This window comes from Arthrobacter sp. NPDC058130, assembly GCF_042884475.1.
Lineage (GTDB): Bacteria > Actinomycetota > Actinomycetes > Actinomycetales > Micrococcaceae > Arthrobacter.
Genome location: NZ_JBHVTV010000020.1, coordinates 1 through 19,979, shown reverse-complemented (window position 1 = coordinate 19,979; position 19,979 = coordinate 1). Strand labels below are relative to the sequence as shown.

The 19,979-nt window shown below is 66.5% G+C and carries 14 protein-coding genes; 10 read left to right on the top strand and 4 right to left on the bottom strand.

Translation table 11 applies throughout. The annotated features are described in order from the left end of the window. Positions 1-39: 39 nt before the first annotated feature. The 8 genes from ACFVTM_RS21955 to mmsB all read left to right on the top strand — a co-directional run bounded on the left by ACFVTM_RS21955 (position 40) and on the right by mmsB (position 10,613). Positions 40-1,029: a LacI family DNA-binding transcriptional regulator gene (locus ACFVTM_RS21955; RefSeq protein ID WP_390206295.1), complete on the top strand. Its 990-nt coding sequence runs from the start codon at positions 40-42 to the stop codon at positions 1,027-1,029. Between the two features lie 233 nt (positions 1,030-1,262). Next, positions 1,263-3,032: a ribulokinase gene (araB, locus tag ACFVTM_RS21950; protein WP_390206263.1), complete on the top strand. Its 1,770-nt coding sequence runs from the start codon at positions 1,263-1,265 to the stop codon at positions 3,030-3,032. Further along, positions 3,029-3,739, top strand: coding sequence for an L-ribulose-5-phosphate 4-epimerase (locus ACFVTM_RS21945; protein WP_390206262.1), 711 nt, complete (start codon positions 3,029-3,031; stop codon positions 3,737-3,739). The genes araB and ACFVTM_RS21945 overlap by 4 nt, the downstream gene beginning before the upstream one ends. Positions 3,740-3,833: 94 nt before the next feature. Beyond that, positions 3,834-5,354, top strand: coding sequence for an L-arabinose isomerase (araA, locus tag ACFVTM_RS21940; protein WP_390206261.1), 1,521 nt, complete (start codon positions 3,834-3,836; stop codon positions 5,352-5,354). Then, positions 5,351-6,247, top strand: coding sequence for an aldose 1-epimerase family protein (locus ACFVTM_RS21935; RefSeq protein ID WP_390206260.1), 897 nt, complete (start codon positions 5,351-5,353; stop codon positions 6,245-6,247). Before araA ends, ACFVTM_RS21935 begins: the two co-directional genes overlap by 4 nt. A 291-nt stretch (positions 6,248-6,538) precedes the next feature. Beyond that, a complete protein-coding gene (chvE, locus tag ACFVTM_RS21930) occupies positions 6,539-7,663 on the top strand; it encodes a multiple monosaccharide ABC transporter substrate-binding protein (protein WP_390206258.1) in 1,125 nt (374 codons plus the stop codon). Positions 7,664-7,763: 100 nt separating this feature from the next. Beyond that, positions 7,764-9,293: a multiple monosaccharide ABC transporter ATP-binding protein gene (gene mmsA, locus ACFVTM_RS21925; RefSeq protein ID WP_390206256.1), complete on the top strand. Its 1,530-nt coding sequence runs from the start codon at positions 7,764-7,766 to the stop codon at positions 9,291-9,293. 6 nt (positions 9,294-9,299) lie between these two features. Continuing rightward, the gene (gene mmsB / locus ACFVTM_RS21920; protein WP_390206254.1) at positions 9,300-10,613 is read left to right on the top strand and encodes a multiple monosaccharide ABC transporter permease; all 1,314 of its coding nucleotides are present in this window, start codon (positions 9,300-9,302) and stop codon (positions 10,611-10,613) included. An 83-nt stretch (positions 10,614-10,696) separates the two neighbouring features. Here the strand turns inward: mmsB and ACFVTM_RS21915 are convergent, their stop codons facing one another. The 4 genes from ACFVTM_RS21915 to ACFVTM_RS21900 all read right to left on the bottom strand — a co-directional run bounded on the left by ACFVTM_RS21915 (position 10,697) and on the right by ACFVTM_RS21900 (position 14,478). Next, entirely contained in the window at positions 10,697-11,827 is a 1,131-nt protein-coding gene (locus tag ACFVTM_RS21915) for an FAD-dependent oxidoreductase (protein ID WP_390206253.1), read from the bottom strand. 55 nt (positions 11,828-11,882) lie between these two features. Continuing rightward, on the bottom strand, positions 11,883-12,809 hold the full coding sequence (locus ACFVTM_RS21910) for an AEC family transporter (protein WP_390206251.1): 927 nt from the start codon (positions 12,807-12,809) through the stop codon (positions 11,883-11,885). Positions 12,810-12,988: 179 nt separating this feature from the next. After that, complete coding sequence (gene panD / locus ACFVTM_RS21905) at positions 12,989-13,417, bottom strand: aspartate 1-decarboxylase (RefSeq protein ID WP_390206250.1); 429 nt, start codon at positions 13,415-13,417, stop codon at positions 12,989-12,991. A 110-nt stretch (positions 13,418-13,527) separates the two neighbouring features. Further along, positions 13,528-14,478, bottom strand: a complete 951-nt coding sequence (locus ACFVTM_RS21900) for a LysR family transcriptional regulator (RefSeq protein WP_390206248.1) — start codon at positions 14,476-14,478, stop codon at positions 13,528-13,530. 142 nt (positions 14,479-14,620) lie between these two features. Between ACFVTM_RS21900 and ACFVTM_RS21895 the strand changes: the two genes are divergently transcribed. Together ACFVTM_RS21895 and ACFVTM_RS21890 are read left to right on the top strand one after the other, a co-directional pair. After that, on the top strand, positions 14,621-16,084 hold the full coding sequence (locus ACFVTM_RS21895; RefSeq protein ID WP_390206247.1) for an amino acid permease: 1,464 nt from the start codon (positions 14,621-14,623) through the stop codon (positions 16,082-16,084). Positions 16,085-16,342: 258 nt separating this feature from the next. After that, entirely contained in the window at positions 16,343-19,909 is a 3,567-nt protein-coding gene (locus ACFVTM_RS21890) for a bifunctional proline dehydrogenase/L-glutamate gamma-semialdehyde dehydrogenase (protein WP_390206246.1), read from the top strand. The last annotated feature ends 70 nt before the right edge of the window (positions 19,910-19,979 follow it).

The following is a 19,979-nucleotide window of genomic DNA, read 5'->3' as shown; positions in this document are numbered from 1 at the left end:
GAATTGTCAGTAGAGTCAGAGACCAGACGTCCTCCCGTGATGGAGGACGTGGCCAGGCTGGCCGGCGTTTCACACCAGACTGTCTCCCGGGTCCTCAACGCGCATCCGAACGTCAGCCCACGGACCCGCGAACGCGTCGAGCAGGCCATCCGGGACCTGGGCTACCGCCGGAACACTGCAGCCCGCAGCCTCGTTACACGGCGGTCCCAAACGATAGGCGTCCTGGGAAGCGACATGTCCCACTACGGTCCGGCCAATACGCTGCTCGGAGTGCAGCAGGCAGCTCGGGGCAAGGGCTATTTCGTCAGCGTGGCAAGCCTCAGTGAGGTCACGCCCGTCGCGATTAAGGACGCCCTCGAATACTTCATGATGCAGTCAGTGGACGGCATCGTCGTGATCGTGCCGCACGAGGCCATGTTCGAATCCCTCAGCACCATCGGCATGGCCGTCCCGCTGGTTGCCGTGGGCTTCGGCGTCGATGAGCGGCTGAGTGTCGCCGCGGTGAACCAACGGATGGGCGCCGGCCTTGCCGTGCAGCACCTGGTGGATCTTGGCCATACGGCCATCGCCCACGTTTCCGGGCCGCCGGACTGGATTGACGCCGCCGCCCGCATTGAGGGCTGGCGCCGTACCCTCGCCCAGGCGAAACTGGACGACTCTGTGCTGATCCGGGGCAACTGGAGCGCCGAAAGCGGTTACCGCGCCGGGCTTGAACTTGCGGCTGCCGGAAACGTCACCGCTGTATTCGCAGCCAATGACCAGATGGCGCTCGGAGCCCTGCGCGCCTTCTGCGAAGCCGGGCTGCGCGTCCCGCAGGACATCAGCCTTGTTGGCTACGATGACCAGCCCGAGGCCGCCTACCTTGTGCCGCCCCTGACCACTGTCAACCAGGGTTTCAAGGAACTCGGAGCCCGTTGCATGCAAATGCTCCTCTTCGATATGGCCAACGGCCATTCAGGCGCATCGTCGGTGGTCAACCCCAGGCTTGTGGTTCGCTCCACCACTGCGCCGCCACGCGCCGCCCACTGAGCCCAGTGCCCGCGAACTGAACCCAAGGCGGGGCGTTGGCCGGCGCCAGCGCATTTCTCTGGGTGTATTTCTCTGGGGTGCACTTCTCGGTGGGTGTACTTCTCGGTGGGTGCACTCCTTTGACATCGCCAATGCTTGACGCGCAGTTATGTTAGCGTTCACAATCTAAGTGAATCTTTTACGTTTTCGATACCGGGCACAGGGGTTAGTACCTCCCGGATGGAGGTTTGAGCATGCAATCCAGTGATGACGCCGGTTTCAACCCCGGCGGTGAAAACTATGTCATCGGGGTGGACTACGGCACCCTGTCCGGCCGGGCCGTGGTGGTCCGGGTCCGGGACGGCAAGGAGCTGGGCAGCGGAGTGTTTGAGTACCCGCACGCGGTTCTCACCAGTGAACTCCCCGCGGACCTCGTTGACACTGCAGACGGTACAGCCGCCCGGCTCCCCGGCGAATGGGCGCTCCAGGTGCCGAATGACTACCGGGACGTGCTCCGGCACGCTGTTCCGGCGGCGATCGCGGATGCGGGAATCGACCCGGCCGCCGTCGTCGGCATTGCCACCGACTTCACGGCCTGCACGATGGTGCCGGTCAAGGCCGACGGAACGCCGCTGAACGAATTGCCCGGCTACGCGAACCGGCCGCACGCCTACGTGAAACTTTGGCGCCACCACGCAGCGCAGGGCCAGGCCGACCGCATCAACGACCTCGCCGGCGAGCGTGCAGAGACGTGGCTGCCGCGTTATGGCGGACTGATTTCCTCGGAGTGGGAGTTCGCCAAGGGCCTCCAGCTGCTCGAGGAGGACCCCGAAGCATATGCGGAGATGGACCACTGGGTGGAAGCCGCAGACTGGATTGTCTGGCAGCTGTGCGGCAACTACGTCCGCAACGCCTGCACCGCCGGGTACAAGGGCATCTACCAGGACGGTCGCTACCCGTCGGAGGACTTCCTTGCGGCGCTGAACCCCCTGTTCAAAAACTTTGTTAGCGCTAAACTACAGCACTCCATCGGCCGTCTGGGCGACGCCGCCGGCTACCTGACCGCCGAGGCCGCAGCCTGGACCGGCTTGCCGGAGGGAATCGCCGTCGCGGTGGGCAACGTGGACGCCCATGTCACGGCCCCGGCGGCGAAAGCCGTGGAACCGGGCCAGATGGTGGCCATCATGGGCACCTCCACCTGCCACGTGATGAACGGCGACGCGCTGCACGAGGTCCCCGGCATGTGCGGTGTGGTGGATGGCGGCATCGTGGACGGGCTCTGGGGCTATGAAGCCGGCCAGTCCGGTGTGGGGGACATTTTTGGCTGGTTCACCAACAACGGCGTTCCGCCCGAATACCACCAGGCCGCCTCCGCCGCGGGGCTCGGCATCCACGAATACCTCACCGAACTCGCCTCCGCCCAGGCGATCGGCGAGCACGGCCTGATCGCCTTGGATTGGCACTCGGGCAACCGTTCCGTGCTGGTGGACCACGAACTCTCCGCAGTGGTGGTCGGCCAGACGTTGGCCACCCGCCCCGAGGACATCTACCGTGCCCTGCTGGAGGCCACGGCCTTCGGAACCCGCACCATTGTGGACGCCTTCCGTGACTCCGGCGTGCCGGTTCGGGAATTCATCGTCGCGGGCGGGCTGCTGAAGAACAAACTCCTCATGCAGATTTACGCGGACGTGACAGGCCTGCAGCTTTCCACTATCGGATCGGCCCAGGGGCCCGCGCTGGGGTCGGCAATCCACGCCGCCGTCGCCGCCGGCAAGTATCCGGATGTCCGGGTGGCCGCTGCTGCCATGGGCTCCGCCCCCGGCGCCGTCTACACCCCGGACCCGGCAAATGTCGCCGCCTACGAGGAGCTCTTCCGGGAATACCGTACCCTGCACGATTACTTCGGCCGGGGCGCCAACGAGGTCATGCACCGGCTCAAGGCCATCCAGCGCAACGTCAGCGGGGCCGGCAGGGCTAGTCGCAGTACCGAAGTGTCCCCCCTCGCAGAAGGAGTGCCCGCATGAGCGACTTCCTGCACACCCTCGCCCGGATCCGCCAGGAGGTCTACGCCCTGCACGCGGAACTGACCCGCTATGAGCTGGTGGTGTGGACCGCCGGGAACGTCTCGGCCCGGATTCCCGGCTACGACCTCATGGTGATCAAACCCTCCGGTGTCTCGTACGACGACCTCACCCCGGAGCTGATGGTGGTCACCGACCTGTACGGGACCCCGGTCGCAAGCCTAACTGCGGACGCCGCCGGTTCACCCGTCGAATGGTCGAACCCCGGGCTGTCGCCGTCGTCGGACACCGCCGCCCATGGATACGTGTACCGGCATATGCCGGAGGTGGGCGGCGTGGTGCACACGCACTCCACCTACGCCACCGCCTGGGCGGCGCGCGGCGAAGCCATCCCGTGCGTCCTGACGATGATGGGAGACGAGTTCGGCGGCACCATCCCCGTGGGGCCGTTCGCGCTCATCGGGGATGACTCGATCGGCCGCGGAATCGTCGAAACCCTGCAGGCCTCCAACTCCCCGGCCGTCCTGATGCAGAACCATGGCCCGTTCACCATCGGCAAGGACGCGCGTTCCGCGGTCAAGGCGGCCGTGATGTGCGAGGAAGTGGCCCGCACAGTGCACATCGCGCGGCAACTCGGCGAGCCGCTGCCGATCGACGCGACACTGGTCGAATCCCTCTACGACCGCTACCAGAACGTCTACGGCCGGTAGCCGGACTCCCAAAAGCCCGGGGCGCCCGGCCACCGCACCGCTAGCAAGCCCGGTGCCCCGTCCAACGACTATTCCCATACCCAAGGAGCCCTTCGTGCCTTACGCCAACAACACCTCCCTTGACCACTACGAGGTCTGGTTCCTCACCGGCAGCCAGCACCTGTACGGCGAGGACGTCCTGAAGCAGGTAGCCGCCCAGTCGCAGGACATCGCCGCCGCCCTGAACGCCTCCGCAGACGTCCCCGTCAAGGTCGTCTGGAAGCCTGTGCTCACCGATTCGGACGCCATCCGGCGCACCGCGCTGGAAGCAAATTCCGACGACGCCGTCATCGGCGTGACCGCCTGGATGCACACGTTCTCACCTGCCAAGATGTGGATCCAGGGCCTGGACCTGCTCCGCAAACCCCTCCTGCACCTGCACACCCAGGCGAACGTCGAACTGCCGTGGGCGGACATCGACTTCGACTTCATGAACCTGAACCAGGCCGCGCACGGCGACCGGGAATTCGGCTACATCCAGTCCCGCCTCGGCATCCCGCGCAAGACCGTCGTCGGGCACGTGTCCAACCCGGAGGTCTCCCGCCAGGTCGGCGTCTGGCAGCGCGCCTCCGCGGGCTGGGCCGCCGTCCGGACCCTGAAACTCACCCGCTTCGGCGACAACATGCGCAACGTCGCCGTCACCGAAGGGGACAAGACCGAGGCCGAGCTGCGCTTCGGCGTCTCGGTCAACACCTGGTCCGTCAACGAACTCGCCGACGCCGTGCACGGCGCCGCGGAGGCCGACGTCGACGCCCTGGTCGACGAATACGGGCGGCTCTACGACGTGGCCCCCGAACTGCGCGCCGACGGCGCCCGGCACGAATCACTGCGCTACAGCGCCCGGATCGAACTGGGCCTGCGGTCTTTCCTGGAAGCCAACGGCTCCGCGGCGTTCACCACCTCCTTCGAAGACCTCGGCGAACTGCGCCAGTTGCCCGGCATGGCCGTGCAGCGGCTCATGGCCGACGGCTACGGCTTCGGCGCCGAGGGCGACTGGAAGACCGCCATCCTGGTCCGCGCCGCCAAGGTCATGGGCGCCGGCCTGCCCGGCGGCGCCTCGCTCATGGAGGACTACACCTACCACCTCACCCCGGGCCAGGAAAAGATCCTCGGCGCGCACATGCTCGAGGTCTGCCCCTCCCTGACCGCTACCCAGCCGCGCGTCGAAATCCACCCGCTGGGCATCGGCGGCAAGGAAGACCCCGTCCGGATGGTCTTCGACACCGACGCCGGCCCCGGCGTCGTGGTGGCGCTGTCCGACATGCGCGACCGCTTCCGCCTCGTGGCGAACGCCGTCGACGTCGTGGACCTTGACGAACCGCTGCCCAACCTGCCGGTGGCCCGGGCCCTCTGGTCACCCAAGCCGGACTTCGCCACCTCCGCGGCGGCCTGGCTGACCGCCGGGGCCGCCCACCACACCGTCCTGTCCACCGCCGTGGGCATGGACGTGTTCGAGGACTTCGCCGAAATCGCCCAAACCGAACTGCTCACCATCGACGACGGCACCACCATCCGCGGGTTCAAGAAGGAACTGGCCTGGAACGCCGCCTACTACAAGCTGGCCGGCGGGCTGTGACCGAATACGAAATCCGCGCCGGTGGGTACACAGCCGTCGTCACGGCACGGGGAGCTGCCCTGCGCCTGCTGCAGTTCCGGGAACGGGACCTCGTGGTTCCGTTCCCGGCAGGCGGCCCCATTCCCGACTACCGCGGCGTCATCGCCACTCCCTGGCCCAACCGCATCGCCGACGGCCGGTACACCTTCCGAGGCGCCGACTACCGGCTGCCGGTCAACGAGGCAGAACGGGACTGCGCCCTCCACGGCATGGCATTCCCGCTCGACTGGACCCTGACGGAGCTCTCCGAGTCCGCCGTGGTCCTTGGCTGCTGCGTTGGCCCAGCCCCCGGATACCCGTTCCTGCTCGGAGTCACCGCCCGCTACCGCCTGGACGACGACGGCCTGCACGCCGGCGTCACGGCGACCAACTTCAGTGCGGACACCGCGCCCTACGGCGTCTGCCCGCACCCCTACCTGGTCGCCGGACCCGCCCCGCTGGACGAATGGACGCTGGAGTTTCCGGCTGAAAAGTTCCTGGACGTGACCGCAGACCGGTTGCTCCCCGTCGCCGTGCGGGCTGTGGAGGGCCACGAGTTCGATTTCCGCTCGCCCCGCGCTATCGGAGCCACCGCGATCGACCACGCCTTCACCGGCATCAGCTTCACCGGGGCCGGCCGGGCGGAATTGATCGCCCGCGATCCGGGCGGGACCGGCGTCGGCATGTCCTGGGACCGGAGCAGCCCGTGGCTGCAGATTCACACCGCGGACAAGCAGCCGCCGGCCCGCAGCCGGCTGGGCCTGGCCGTGGAGCCAATGTCGTGCCCGCCCGATGCCTTCAACAGCGGCCAGGACCAGGTGCATCTGGAACCCGGCGCCTCCCACGATGCCTCATGGAGCATCTTCGCCGCCTGACCTGATCCCCGGGAGGGATTACCGTGCCGTCCCAACCGACGTCGACTGATACAGGATTGGAGGGTTACCAATCTGTGATTTGATTCACAGAAAAGTTTGACCTACGCTAGTAAATAATTGTTAGCGCTAACACAGAAGTTGGCGCCGACATTGCCACCAGTTTGGCCACGAGTCAGCATCGACCCTTGGGATCCCGAAAGCTGCGACCGTGTCCGATCGTATGGCGAAGAGCATTGCTTTTCCGTTTCAGCACCAGTTCGCGGCGCACAGTGTCCGCGGGAGGAGAACATCGTGAGAATCAAGAAACTTCTGGGCGTCGTTGCCGTCGTCCTGACGCTGGCGGTGGGGGCCACTGGCTGTGGCTCCCGGCCCGGCAGCACCCAAGCCAGCGGCACGGCTAATCCCACAGACTCCCTGGTGGGCATCTCGATGCCCACGCAGACGTCCGAAAGGTGGATCGCCGACGGCGGGAACGTGGAAAAGTCCCTGAAGGAGCTCGGCTACAAGACCGACCTCCAGTACGCCAATGACGACATCCCCACCCAGGTGTCACAGATCGAGAACATGCTGACCAAGGGCGCCAAGGCCTTGATCATCGCGGCCATCGACGGCACCACGCTCACCGACGTCCTGGCGAAGGCAAAGGAACAGAACGTCAAGGTCATCTCCTATGACCGGCTCATTAACGGCACGCCGAACGTGGATTACTACACCACGTTCGACAACTACACCGTGGGCGTCCAGCAGGCCACCTCGCTGCTGACCGGACTGGGCCTGGTGGATGCCAGTGGCAAGAAGGTGGACGGCAAGGGCCCGTTCAATGTCGAACTGTTCGCCGGCAGCCCCGACGACAACAACGCCAACTTCTTCTGGACCGGGGCCATGGACACCCTCAAGCCCTTCCTGGATGCCGGCACCCTCAAGGTCCCCAGCGGCCAGACCAAGTTCGAACAGGCCGCCATCCTCCGCTGGCAGGCACCCGTGGCCCAGAAGCGCATGGAAGACATCCTCACCGCCGCCTACAGCTCCGGCACTAAGCTCGACGGCGTCCTGTCGCCGTATGACGGCCTGTCGATCGGCATCATCTCAGCACTGACCAGCACCGGCGGCTACTCGAAGGGCAGCCTCCCGATCGTGACCGGTCAGGACGCAGAAAAGGGCTCGGTGAAGTCCATCATCGCCGGCGAGCAGTACTCCACGATCTTCAAGGACACCCGCCAGCTCGGTGCCCAGGCAGTGAAGATGGTCGACGCCGTCCTGAAGGGACAGCAGCCGGAGACCAACGACACCAAGACCTATGACAACAAGGTCAAGGTAGTTCCGGCCTTCCTGCTGAAGTCTGTCGTCATCACCAAGGACAACTACCAGAAGGAGCTCATCGACTCCGGCTATTACACCGAGGCCGACGTCAAGTAGGCGCCGCGCAGGGTGCGGTCCGGCCGACCGCCTGGCCGCACCCTTCCTGGGGCTCTGCATCCGCAGTTGCCCGGTTTCAACCACTCAGCGGGAAATGACCATGAACGCACCCATCCTTCAAATGCGGGGAATCACCAAGACCTTCCCCGGCGTCAAAGCCCTCCAGGACGTCACCCTGGACGTCAACCGCGGCGAAGTCCACGCTATCTGCGGTGAAAACGGGGCCGGAAAATCGACCCTCATGAAAGTGCTGTCCGGCGTCTACGCACACAACACCTTTGACGGCGACATCGTCTTCGAAAACGAACCCTGCAGCTTCTCCGCGATCAGCGACAGCGAAAAACGCGGAATCGTCATCATCCACCAGGAGCTGGCCTTGAGCCCGTACCTGTCCATCGCGGAGAACATCTTTCTCGGAAACGAGCTCGCCTCACGCGGCTGGGTGGACTGGCGAAAGACCAACCTGGAAGCTGCCAAACTGCTCGCCCGGGTGGGACTGAGCGAGAACCCGGTGACACCCATCCAACACATCAGCGTCGGGAAGCAACAGCTGGTCGAGATCGCCAAGGCCCTGTCCAAGGAAGTGAAGCTGCTCATCCTCGATGAGCCGACGGCGGCACTGAACGACGAGGACTCGGATCACCTGCTGGACCTCATCCTGCATTTGAAGGGACAGGGCGTCACCTGCATCATCATCAGCCACAAGCTCAATGAAATCCGCAAAGTGGCCGACGCCGTTACCATCATCCGTGATGGCAAGAGCATCGAAACCCTCCGCCTGGACCAGGGTCAGATCACCCAGGAGCGCATCATCCGAGGCATGGTGGGCCGCGACCTCGACAGCCTCTACCCCGAACGCACTCCCGTCATTGGCGAGGAAGTCCTCCGCATCGAAGACTGGTCCGTCCAGCACCCGCAGGACCACACCCGCACCGTGGTCCACAACGCCAGCCTCAACGTCCGCAAGGGCGAAGTGGTCGGGCTGGCCGGGCTCATGGGCGCCGGCCGGACTGAACTGGCCATGAGCGTCTTTGGCCGCACGTACGGGCGCGCCGTGTCCGGGAAGGTGTTCAAGTACGGAGAGGAAATTGACACCTCCACCGTGCCGGAAGCCATCCGGCACGGGATTGCCTACGCCACTGAAGACCGCAAGCACTACGGCCTGAACCTCATCGAGGACATCAAGCGCAATGTCTCCATGGCCGCCCTTGGGAAGCTGGCCAGCCGGGGCTGGGTGGACAAGAACGAAGAGACCACCGTGGCGAACCGGTACCGGAAGAGCATGAACATCAAGGCTCCCTCGGTCGCATCCATCACCGGAAAGCTCTCCGGCGGCAACCAGCAGAAAGTGGTCCTCAGCAAATGGATGTTCTCTGATCCGGACGTGCTGATCCTGGATGAACCCACGCGCGGCATCGATGTGGGTGCCAAATTTGAGATCTACACGATCATCGCCGAGCTCGCGGCCCAGGGGAAGGCCGTGATTGTGATCTCCTCCGAGCTGCCCGAACTGCTGGGCATCTGCGACCGGATCTACACCCTCTCCGCGGGGCGCGTCACCGGCGAGGTTCCCATAGCGGCGGCCTCCCAGGAGACCCTCATGCACTACATGACACAAGAGAAGGAATAACGCACCATGTCTGCCCTACGAGAATCCCTCGGCTTCCTGACAAGCCGCCTCCGCCAGGTCGGCATCTTCGTCGCCCTGATCCTGATCGTCATCCTGTTCCAGGTCCTGACCGGCGGCATTCTGCTGGAGCCGCAGAACGTCACGAACCTCGTTGTCCAGAACAGCTACATCCTGATCCTCGCCATTGGCATGGTGATGATCATCATCGCCGGCCACATCGACCTGTCGGTCGGCTCGATCGCCGGTTTCGTCGGCGCCGTGTCCGGTGTGATGATCGTCCAGTGGGGTTGGCCGTGGTGGCTCGCCATCCCCGCCTGCCTGCTCGTTGGCGCCCTGGTCGGCGCCTGGCAAGGGTACTGGGTGGCCCACGTGGGCATTCCCGCGTTCATTGTGACCCTGGCGGGCATGCTGATCTTCCGCGGCCTGACCCTCATCACCCTCAAGAACCAGCAGATCACGCCGTTCCCGAACGAGATGCGCGCCCTCGGCGGCGGCTTCCTCCCGGATATCTCCGGCGGCACGTCAGTCCTGGAATGGCTCACGGTCATCCTCGGCGTCGCCGGAACCGCAGCCATCGTCTTCCAAGCCGTCAAGGAACGCCGCGTCCGGGGGAAGTTCAACCTGGAGAACGAACCCATGGCGTGGTTCGTGACAAAGACAGCCTTCATCGCGCTGCTGATGCTGACCATCACGTTCCTGCTCGCGAGCTACCGTGGCACCCCGATCGTCCTGGTCGTGCTCGCCGTCCTGGTCATCGGCTACTCCGCACTGATGAACAACAGCATCTTCGGCCGGCACACCTATGCCATCGGCGGAAACCTGCACGCCGCCCAGCTCTCCGGCATCAAGACCAAAGCCGTGACTTTCCGGTTGTTCGTGAACATGGGCGTGCTGGCGGCCCTCGCCGGCCTCGTCTTCACCGCCCGGTTGAACTCCGCCCAGCCGGCCGGCGGCACCGGCTTCGAACTGGACGCCATCGCCGCGGCCTTCATCGGCGGCGCAGCGGTGACGGGCGGAATCGGCACCGTGGCCGGAGCAATGGTGGGAGGGCTGATCATGGGCGTCCTCAACAACGGCATGTCCATCCTTGGCCTGGGCACCGACTACCAGCAGCTCATCAAGGGCCTGGTGCTCCTGCTCGCGGTCGCTTTCGACGTCTTCAACAAGAACCGCAGCGGTGGGGGCTCCATCGTCGGAACGCGGTTCAAACTCAAGACAACCCCTCCAGCAGACGCCGGGACGCCGAAAAAGGCCGAGCCCAAGGCGCAGGCGCCCGTGACCGTCGCCTCAGCCCCGGGTGGGCAGGCCGGGGAGTCCTGAACCAGCCCGGCCCTGAATGAACCAGCCCGGCCCTGAATGAACCCGGCCCTGATCCAGCCCGGCCGGGGATCCGTTGAGAGCGCTCAGCGGATCCCCGGCCGGGAGGCCGCGAAGATGGCCGGTGCCCCGTCGTCGCCGGTTGCGAGGTCGGCAAGGATCCGGCCCACTGCCGGCGTGAACTTGAATCCGTGGCCGGAGAAGCCGGCGCCGATGACCACCGGGCCGATCCGGTCCAGGACGAAGTTCTCATCCAAGGTGGTCGTGTAGATGCAGCTGATGTCGGTGAGGGAATCGGCGTCGACCCCGGGCAGCCAGTCCCGGGCGTAGCGCTGCAGGGCCGCCCGCTGGTCCGGCTCCGGGGCGAAGGTGCGCCGGTCCGGGTCCACCACCGGACCTACACCGTGCCACCCGGCCTTGATTCCCTCGCCCGGCGTTTGCATGCCGTACACGGGGGACCGCCAGTACGCGTAGGCTTCCGAACGGCCGGGCGTGTGGTTGAACCCCGGCCACTGGGCGCCGTCGTCCGTGATGGCGAAGTGCGCCGGCTGCTCCTGGGTGACCGTCAGCCGGGGCAGGGGCGCCACGCCGGCGAGCAGCTTCGTGGTCCACCCGCCGGCGGTGACCACGGCCTGCCTCGCGGAGAGCGTCTCGGTGCGGCCGCCGGACTCGACCGTGAGCCGGACGCCATCGTCGAGGATTTTCAGCTCGAGGACTTTCACGTGATGGCGGATCTCGGCGCCCAGGCCGGCGGCGAGGCGCTGCAGCGCCGGCAACGCGGCGTCGGGGTTCAACTGGCCGCCGTCGGCCATGTGCAACACGCGCGACTCGAACCGGATGCCCCGCCAGCGCTCGGCGGCTTCCCCGGCGGAGAGGAACTCCGCCCGGAGCCCGGCGGCAAGCAGCGCGTCCCGGACCTCGGGCAGCCGCGGATCCGCGCCGTGGTTCACGACGCCGGTGCGCGCCAGCAGGCGCTCGCCGCTGTCCGTTTCGAGCTCGTTCCACAGCCGCGCGGCCTCGGCCAGCAGGGCGACGTAGTCCGGATCCGCGTAGCCGGGGTTGAAGTTCCGGGTGGTGCCGTGGGAGGCGCCCTTGCGGTGGCCGGGCCCGAACTGCTCCAGCAGGGTCACGTCCCGGCCGCGCCGGGCCAGCGCCCACGCTGCGGCGGAGCCCATCGCGCCGCCGCCGATGACCACTGTGTCCAGGGTTGTATTCAAGGGTCCTCCTCCGGGATAGCTGCCGGTCCGCCCGTCCGGGCAAGACCAGGCGGGGTCAGGCCAGCAGCAGGGCCACGCCGATCATGGCCGGCACAGCTACCACGGTAGTGATCAGCACGGTGTCCTTGGCTACTGTGACGCCGGTGCGGTAGCGGCTGGCCGCGACAAACACGTTTTGGGCGGTGGGCAGGGCTGCCGTGACGACGGCGGCGAACAGCGCCTGCTCCTGCATGCCGAGGGCAAAGCGGGCAAACAGGTACGCCACCAGCGGGTGGACGAAAAGTTTGAAGCCGCTGGCCAGCAGGGCGTCCAGCCGGCGGCCGGACGAAGCCTGCAACGGCTTGGAGCCGTTGAGGCTCATGCCGAAGGCGATCAGCATGGCCGGGATGGCGGCTCCGCCGATCAGGTGAATGGGCTCCAAGATCAGCGGCGGCACCTGCCAGCCGGTTCCGGCCACCAGGAGACCCAGTCCGGTGCCGACGATCATCGGGTTCCGCAGGATCATGAGCACGAACCTCAGGGGCGTGGTGCGGTGCGAACTGGTGGTGGCGTCCAGGGCCATCAGGAACATGGGGGTGAAGAAGGCCAGCTGGAAGATCAGCAGGGGCGCCACATAGCTGGCATCACCGAGCACGAAGACGGCGATGGGAATGCCTAGGTTGGCCGAGTTGGCCAGGGAGGCGCTCATGGAGGAGATGAGGGCCTCCGGTACGGGCCGGTTGAGGGCGAAACGCACAATGCCGAAGAACAGGACCGCCGTCGTCACGGCCCCGACTGCCGTCACGAGCAGCGGCGCGGCAAAGACGTTGTGCAGGTTGGCCTTGCTGAGCGTCTCGAACAGCAGGGCCGGGCTGGCGACGAAGAACGTCAGGGCGCTGAGGACGGAGCGGGCGTTCTCGCCCAGAATGTTGCGCCGGCCCACGAACATGCCGACCAGGATGATGGCCCAGACGACGAAGAAGCCTGCCAAGACCCCTAACATGCGGTTCTCCGCAGCGGGGCGGGAGGGCACGGGGTAGGGGTCACCGTTCCAGAGTAATCAGCTTTATTCCGCAGGCCGTCCTATTACGCCCGACGGCGTGATGTCGCGTCATGGGCGCGCCCGCGGATGGGCCAGCGCGGCGGACCCGCCCGGGATGCGCAGGGCGCAGGCTGTTGACGCTAGTTGAGCGCGGCGTTGTTCAGGGAATGCGGCGGGCGCATGAGGCCGGGCGTCATGCCCTCCGCGGGGTCGTTGCCGATCTGGACAATCTTGTTGTCCTGGTCAACGTGGACGACCTTGGGGTTGTACGCCTTCGCCTCGTCCGTGGTCATCTGGGCGTAGGTAATGAGGATGACGATGTCGTTCTCGTGCATCAGGTGCGCGGCCGCGCCGTTGATGCCGATCACACCGGAGCCGCGTTCGCCGGCGATCGTGTAGGTCTCCAGCCGGGCGCCGTTCGTGACGTCGACGATCGCCACGAGCTCCCCGGGAATGATGTCGGCCGCCTCCAACAGATCCAGGTCCACGGTGACGGAACCGACATAGTGAAGGTCCGCGTGCGTGACCGTCGCGCGGTGGATCTTGGATTTGAATATTGTGCGATTCATAACGTCACCAGTCTAGCGCGGGGCCAACGCCGGCGCTGTGGCGCACTGCACACACCGGGCACAGTACGAGGCCGTCACACCGCCCGTCACGCTGAACTTCACACCGCCCGTCAAGTGAGCCGCTCCGTGGAAGCATGACCAAGGGTGCCGGCGGCTGCCGTCGGAACGATCGATGCCGCCGTAGCGGCCAGGATTTCGCGGGCTGCCAAGAGGGCTGGCCGCTTGGCACTGGACCGCCGCACCGAGGTGAAGACCGTCCGGTGCGGGTCCCCGGGCAACTCCAGGAGCTGTGCGCTCGTGCCGCGGCCGGTCCACACGAGGTCGGGCATCAGGGCCACCGCATTCCCGGACTCGATCAGCCGGATCTGGGCCTGCAGGTCGGCGGTTTCAAAACGGACATCGGGCTCAAACCCGGCACTCCGGCAGGCCTGCTCGGCCCAGTGCCGCGAGGCGGCTCCGCGGGGCTCCATCACCCACGGAAGCCCCGCGGTGTCCGCCAGTGTCCTGACGGCGGGGCGCCCCGGCGCGGAGGGCGGAACGGCGAGCCGGATGGCGTCGCTCGTCAGGGCCACGCGGTCCAGCTCCGCGTAGTGCGGGGCGGCGTGGCCCGGGTATTGCTCGGCGATCACGAGGTCGAAGTCGCGGGCCCACGTCTCGTGAAGGGCGGTCTCGGGTTCCCGCTGGGTCATTTCCACCCGGACCTCCGGGTAGCTGGCGGACATCCTGGTCAGGGTGCCCGGCATGAGCGCCAGCGCTGCCGACTGGAACACCGCGATCCGCACAGTGCCGGTGACCGTGGTCAGCGACGCGGCGAGGTCCGCCTCCGCCTGCTCCAAGGTTTCCAGCAGCTGGGACGTGTGGGCCACAAGGACCTCGGCCTGGGGCGTCAGCTGTACGCGGCGCCCGGTCTTCCTCAGGAGCTCCACTCCGGCCTCCTTCTCAAGGAGGGCCAGCTGCTGCGAGACTGACGATGGGCTGTACTGGAGCGCTTCGGCCACCTCGGCCAGCGTGCCCCGGATCTTCAGTTCGCGCAGCAGTCGCAAGCGCCGGACGTCAAGCATCGCTATTCCCTTACGAATTCTAACGGTTATTGATTAAGAGAATTCACTTTATCTAATGCAATCGGGCTTGCATACTGTTGCCACTCGGTAACGCCCATCACGGCGTGTATTGGTGGGCATCACACCTAAGCAGGAGGCCCTGATGGCTACACAAGATCCGGCCCGGTCGATCATGCGGCGCAAGCCCATCGACGACATCGAAGAAGAAAACAAGCACAGCGGACTGCACAGAAGCCTGGGGCTCTGGCAGCTGACGGCCATCGGCGTCGGCGGCATTATCGGCGTCGGGATCTTCTCGCTGGCGGGCCTTGTGGCCCACGGCAGCGGGGGCGAGCCCGGTGTCGGCCCCGCTGTGCTCGTCTCGTTCCTGATCGCCGGCCTGGCGTCCGCCGCCGCGGCGCTGTCCTACGCGGAGTTCGCCGGCATGATCCCGCGCGCAGGCTCGGCATACACCTACGGCTACGTGGCCCTCGGCGAGGTGATCGGCTGGTTCATCGGCTGGGACCTGCTGCTGGAGTACATCGCCATCGTGGCCGTGGTGGCCATCGGCATTTCAGGCTACTTCGACGCCTTCCTCTCTGGCATCGGAATCCACATGCCCGCTTGGATGACGGCGACGCCGGATGAGGGTACAGGGGGCATCATCAACCTTCCCGCTATCCTGGTCTGCCTGCTGGTGACCTGGATCCTCTCCCGCGGCACCAAGACCTTCGGGCGATTCGAACTGGTGGCCGTCGCCATCAAGGTGCTGCTGATCATGTTCATCATCGGCCTGGGTGTCTTCTACATCAACGCCAACAACTACGACCCCTTCATGCCCAGCGGCTTCGGTCCCGTGGTGGCAGGCTCCGCCACGGTGTTCTTCGCCGTGTTCGGCTACGACGCCATGAGTACGGCGGCCGAGGAGGCGACGGACGGCAAGAAACACATGCCGAAGGCGATCATCTACTCGCTGATCATCGCCATGCTGCTCTACGTCGCCGCCACGCTGGTGCTCACCGGCATGCAGCACTACACGCAGATCGATCCCAAGGCCGGGTTCGCCTCCGCCTTCAACAGCGTCGGGCTGCCGGTGATCGCAACGATCATCTCCGTGTTCGCGGTCCTGTCCATCCTCACGGTGATGCTGACGTTCCTCCTCGGCGTCACCCGGGTCTGGTTCTCGATGAGCCGCGACGGACTGCTCCCGGGCTGGTTCGCCAAGACGGACCAGCACGGCACCCCGCAGCGCGTGACCTGGATCGCCGGCGCCGGAGCCGCCATCCTGGCCGGCGTCCTTCCGATCAAGGCTGTGGCGGACCTGACCAACATCGGCATCCTGGCCGCGTTCGTCGTCGTCTGTGTGTCGGTGATCGTGTTCCGCTACAAGAAGCCCGACGCCCCACGGACTTTCCGCCTGCCCCTGATGCCGCTGGTGCCGGCGTTTGGCGTGTTTTCCTCGCTGTTCCTGATGCTCCAGCTGCACTGGGAGACCTGGCTGCGGTTCATCATCTGGCTCGTGATCGGCCTGATCATCTACTTCACTTATGGCCGGAGGCACTCGTTGATGAACCCGGACAGCCCGCGGCACGAAGAGATCGTGGAGATGCACCGCCCCCTGACCTAGCCACCCCGCCCTCACCCCACCCCCCCAGTTGCGCTATCACTTTTGGCTCCCATCCGCAGGTTTTAAGGACCAAGAGCGATAGCGCAACGGGGGTTTTTGGGGCGTTCAACGGGGTGGTTCTCGAACGTTCGGACAGGATTTGGAAGCTTCGGGTTTGCTAACCGGTATTGCTCAGAAAACATCGCTTTATCTTATGAAAATACGGTCGCATACTGATTCATAAGAGGTCCACATTTTGAGAAAGTACGAGTTTCAGCCATGACCAACATCTCCACGGAATCCGGCGCAGCCACCGGAAACGCAGCAGCCGGCGCCGCAGGCAACGAAGCCGCGCACGCGGCCGTTTCGGAGGGCTCGACGGTGCTTGAGGCCGCAGCCCTGGCCGAGGACACCATCGCGCTGGTGCGCCACTGGCTCACCGAAGCCGCCAAGGTGCCCGTCGACGCCTCGGCCGCGCAACTCGCCGGCGTGCTGAAGGATCCCAACGGCCTGGACTTCACGGTCGGGTTCATCGACGGCGTCGTCCGTCCAGAAGACCTGCAGGTCGCCGCCCGCAACCTCGCCGCCCTGGCCCCGAAGGTCCCGGCGTTCCTGCCCTGGTACATGCGCAACGCCGTCCGCCTCGGCGGCACCATGGCCCCGGTCCTGCCGCAGGTGGTCATCCCGGTTGCCCGCCGCGTGCTCCGCGAGATGGTCGGCCACCTGATTGTCGACGCCACCGATGCCAAGCTGGGCCCGGCCATCGCCAAAATCCGGAAGGACGGCATCAAGCTCAACGTCAACCTCCTCGGCGAGGCCGTGCTGGGCGAGCACGAGGCCTCCCGCCGGCTCGAGGGCACGCACACCCTGCTGGCCCGGCCCGACGTCGACTACGTTTCCATCAAGGTCTCCTCCACCGTGGCCCCGCACTCCGCGTGGGCCTTCGACGAGGCCGTGGAGCACGTCGTGGAGAAGCTCACCCCGCTCTTCGCCCGCGCCGCCTCCTTCGCAGCCGGCGGCCAGAAGGCCAAGTTCATCAACCTCGACATGGAGGAATACAAGGACCTGGACATGACCATCGCGGTCTTCACCAAGATCCTGGACAAGCCCGAGTTCAAGAACCTTGAGGCCGGCATCGTGCTCCAGGCCTACCTGCCGGATGCGCTCTCCGCCATGATCCGCCTGCAGGACTGGGCCGCCGCCCGCCGTGCCGAGGGCGGCGCCGCGATCAAGGTCCGCGTCGTCAAGGGCGCCAACCTCCCCATGGAACAGGTCGAAGCCTCCCTGCACGACTGGCCGCTCGCCACCTGGAACACCAAACAGGACTCGGACACCAACTACAAGCGCGTCATCAACTACTCGCTGCACCCGGACCGGATCCGCAACATCCGGATCGGCGTCGCCGGCCACAACCTCTTCGACATCGCCTTCGCCTGGCTGCTGGCCAAGCAGCGCGGCATCGCGGATACCGCAGGGCAGAGCATCGAATTCGAGATGCTGCTCGGCATGGCCCAGGGCCAGGCCGAAGCCGTCAAGAAGGACGTCGGCTCCCTCCTGCTGTACACCCCCGTGGTCCACCCGGCCGAGTTCGACGTCGCGATCGCCTACCTGATCCGCCGCCTCGAAGAGGGCGCCAGCCAGGACAACTTCATGTCCGCCGTCTTCGAACTCAGCGAGAACGAATCCCTCTTCGAACGCGAGAAGCAGCGCTTCCTCGCCTCCCTCGCCAAGCTCGACGACGAGGTCCCGGCCCCGAACCGCCTGCAGAACCGCGCCCTGGCGGCCGCGCCGCTGCCGCGCGAGTCCTTCGAGAACACCCCGGACACCGATCCGTCGCTACCCGCGAACCGCGACTGGGGCCGCGCCATCCTGGGCCGCGTCAAGACCTCGACCCTGGGCAACGCCGCCGTCGAGGCTGCCACCATCAACGATGCCGCGACCCTGAACACGGTCATCGAGACCGCCGTCGAGAAGGGCAAGGCCTGGGGCGCACTCTCCGGCGCCGAGCGCGCCGAGATCCTGCACCGCGCCGGCGACGTCCTCGAGGCCCGCCGCGCGGACCTCCTCGAGGTCATGGCCAGCGAGACCGGCAAGACGATTGACCAGGGCGATCCCGAGGTCAGCGAGGCCGTCGACTTCGCGCACTACTACGCCGAGTCGGCCCGCAAGCTCGACGACGTCGACGGCGCCACGTTCGTCCCGGCCAAGCTCACCGTCGTGACCCCGCCGTGGAACTTCCCGGTCGCCATCCCGGCCGGCTCCACCCTCGCGGCCCTCGCCGCCGGGTCCGCCGTCGTGATCAAGCCCGCCAAGCAGGCCCGCCGCAGCGGTGCCGTGATGATCGAGGCCCTCTGGGAGGCCGGCGTTCCCCGCGACGTCCTCACTATGGTCCAGCTGGGCGAACGCGAACTGGGCCGGCAGCTGATCTCCCACCCGGCCGTGGACCGGGTCATCCTGACCGGCGGCTACGAGACCGCCGAGCTGTTCCGCTCCTTCCGCAAGGACCTGCCGCTGCTGGCCGAAACCAGCGGCAAGAACGCCATCATCGTCACCCCGAGCGCGGACCTGGACCTCGCGGCCAAGGACGTCGCGTACTCCGCCTTCGGCCACGCCGGCCAGAAGTGCTCCGCCGCCTCACTGGTGATCCTGGTGGGGTCCGTCGCGAAGTCCAAGCGCTTCCACAACCAGCTGATCGACGCCGTCACCTCGCTGAAGGTCGGCTACCCGGAGGATCCGACAAGCCAGATGGGCCCGATCATCGAGCCCGCCAGCGGCAAGCTCCTCAACGCCCTCACCACGCTCGGCGAGGGCGAGACCTGGGCCGTCGAGCCCCGGAAGCTCGATGAAACCGGCAGGCTCTGGAGCCCCGGCGTCCGCTCGGGCGTCCGCCGCGGATCCTACTTCCACCTCACCGAGTTCTTCGGACCAGTCCTGGGCGTCATGACCGCTGAGACCCTCGAGGAGGCCATCGCAATCCAGAACCAGATCGACTACGGCCTCACCGCAGGCCTGCACTCGCTCAACAGTGAGGAGCTCGGGATCTGGCTGGACACCATCCAGGCCGGCAACCTCTACGTCAACCGCGGCATCACCGGCGCGATCGTCCAGCGCCAGCCCTTCGGCGGCTGGAAGAAATCCGCCGTCGGCGCCGGCACCAAGGCCGGCGGGCCGAACTACCTCGTCGGCCTGGGCGAATGGATTTCCAAGCCCAGCACCGCCGCCGGCACCGCGGGCACCTCTCCCGCCCACGCCGGCGTCCGCCGGATCGAGGACGCCGCCAAGGGCTTCCTGACCGCGGATGAACTGGCGCCGCTGCAGCGCGCCCTGGCCTCCGACGCCCGCGCCTGGGCCGAGGAGTTCGGCACCGCCAAGGACGTCTCCGGCCTGAGCGCCGAGCGAAACGTCTTCCGCTACCGCGCCCTGCCCGTCACGGTCCGCCTCTCCGAAGCCGAGCCGCTCGCCGCGCTCGTACGGACCGTCGCCGCCGGCGTCCTGGCCGGGTCCGCCCTGACGGTCTCCACCGCCGTCGAACTGCCCGCCCAGCTGCGCGCCATCCTCTCCGGGCTGGGAATCGCCGCCACCATGGAGAACGACGCCGACTGGCTCGCTTCCGCCGGCACGCTCGCCGCGGCGGGCAAACTCTCCGGCGCCCGGATCCGGCTGATCGGCGGGGACGCCAAGGCACTGGCCGAGGCCACGGGCGGCCGTCCGGACCTGGCGGTGTACGTCCACCCCGTCACGGAAGCCGGACGCGTGGAACTGCTGCCGTTCCTGCACGAGCAGGCCATCAGCATTACCGCGCACCGCTTCGGTACGCCCAACCACATCTCGGATGACCTGATCTAACCCGGCAGTGCTAGAACACTAAGCCGGGCGTGCCAAAACGCCGTCGCCGCCGTGCAGCACCATCCGGTGC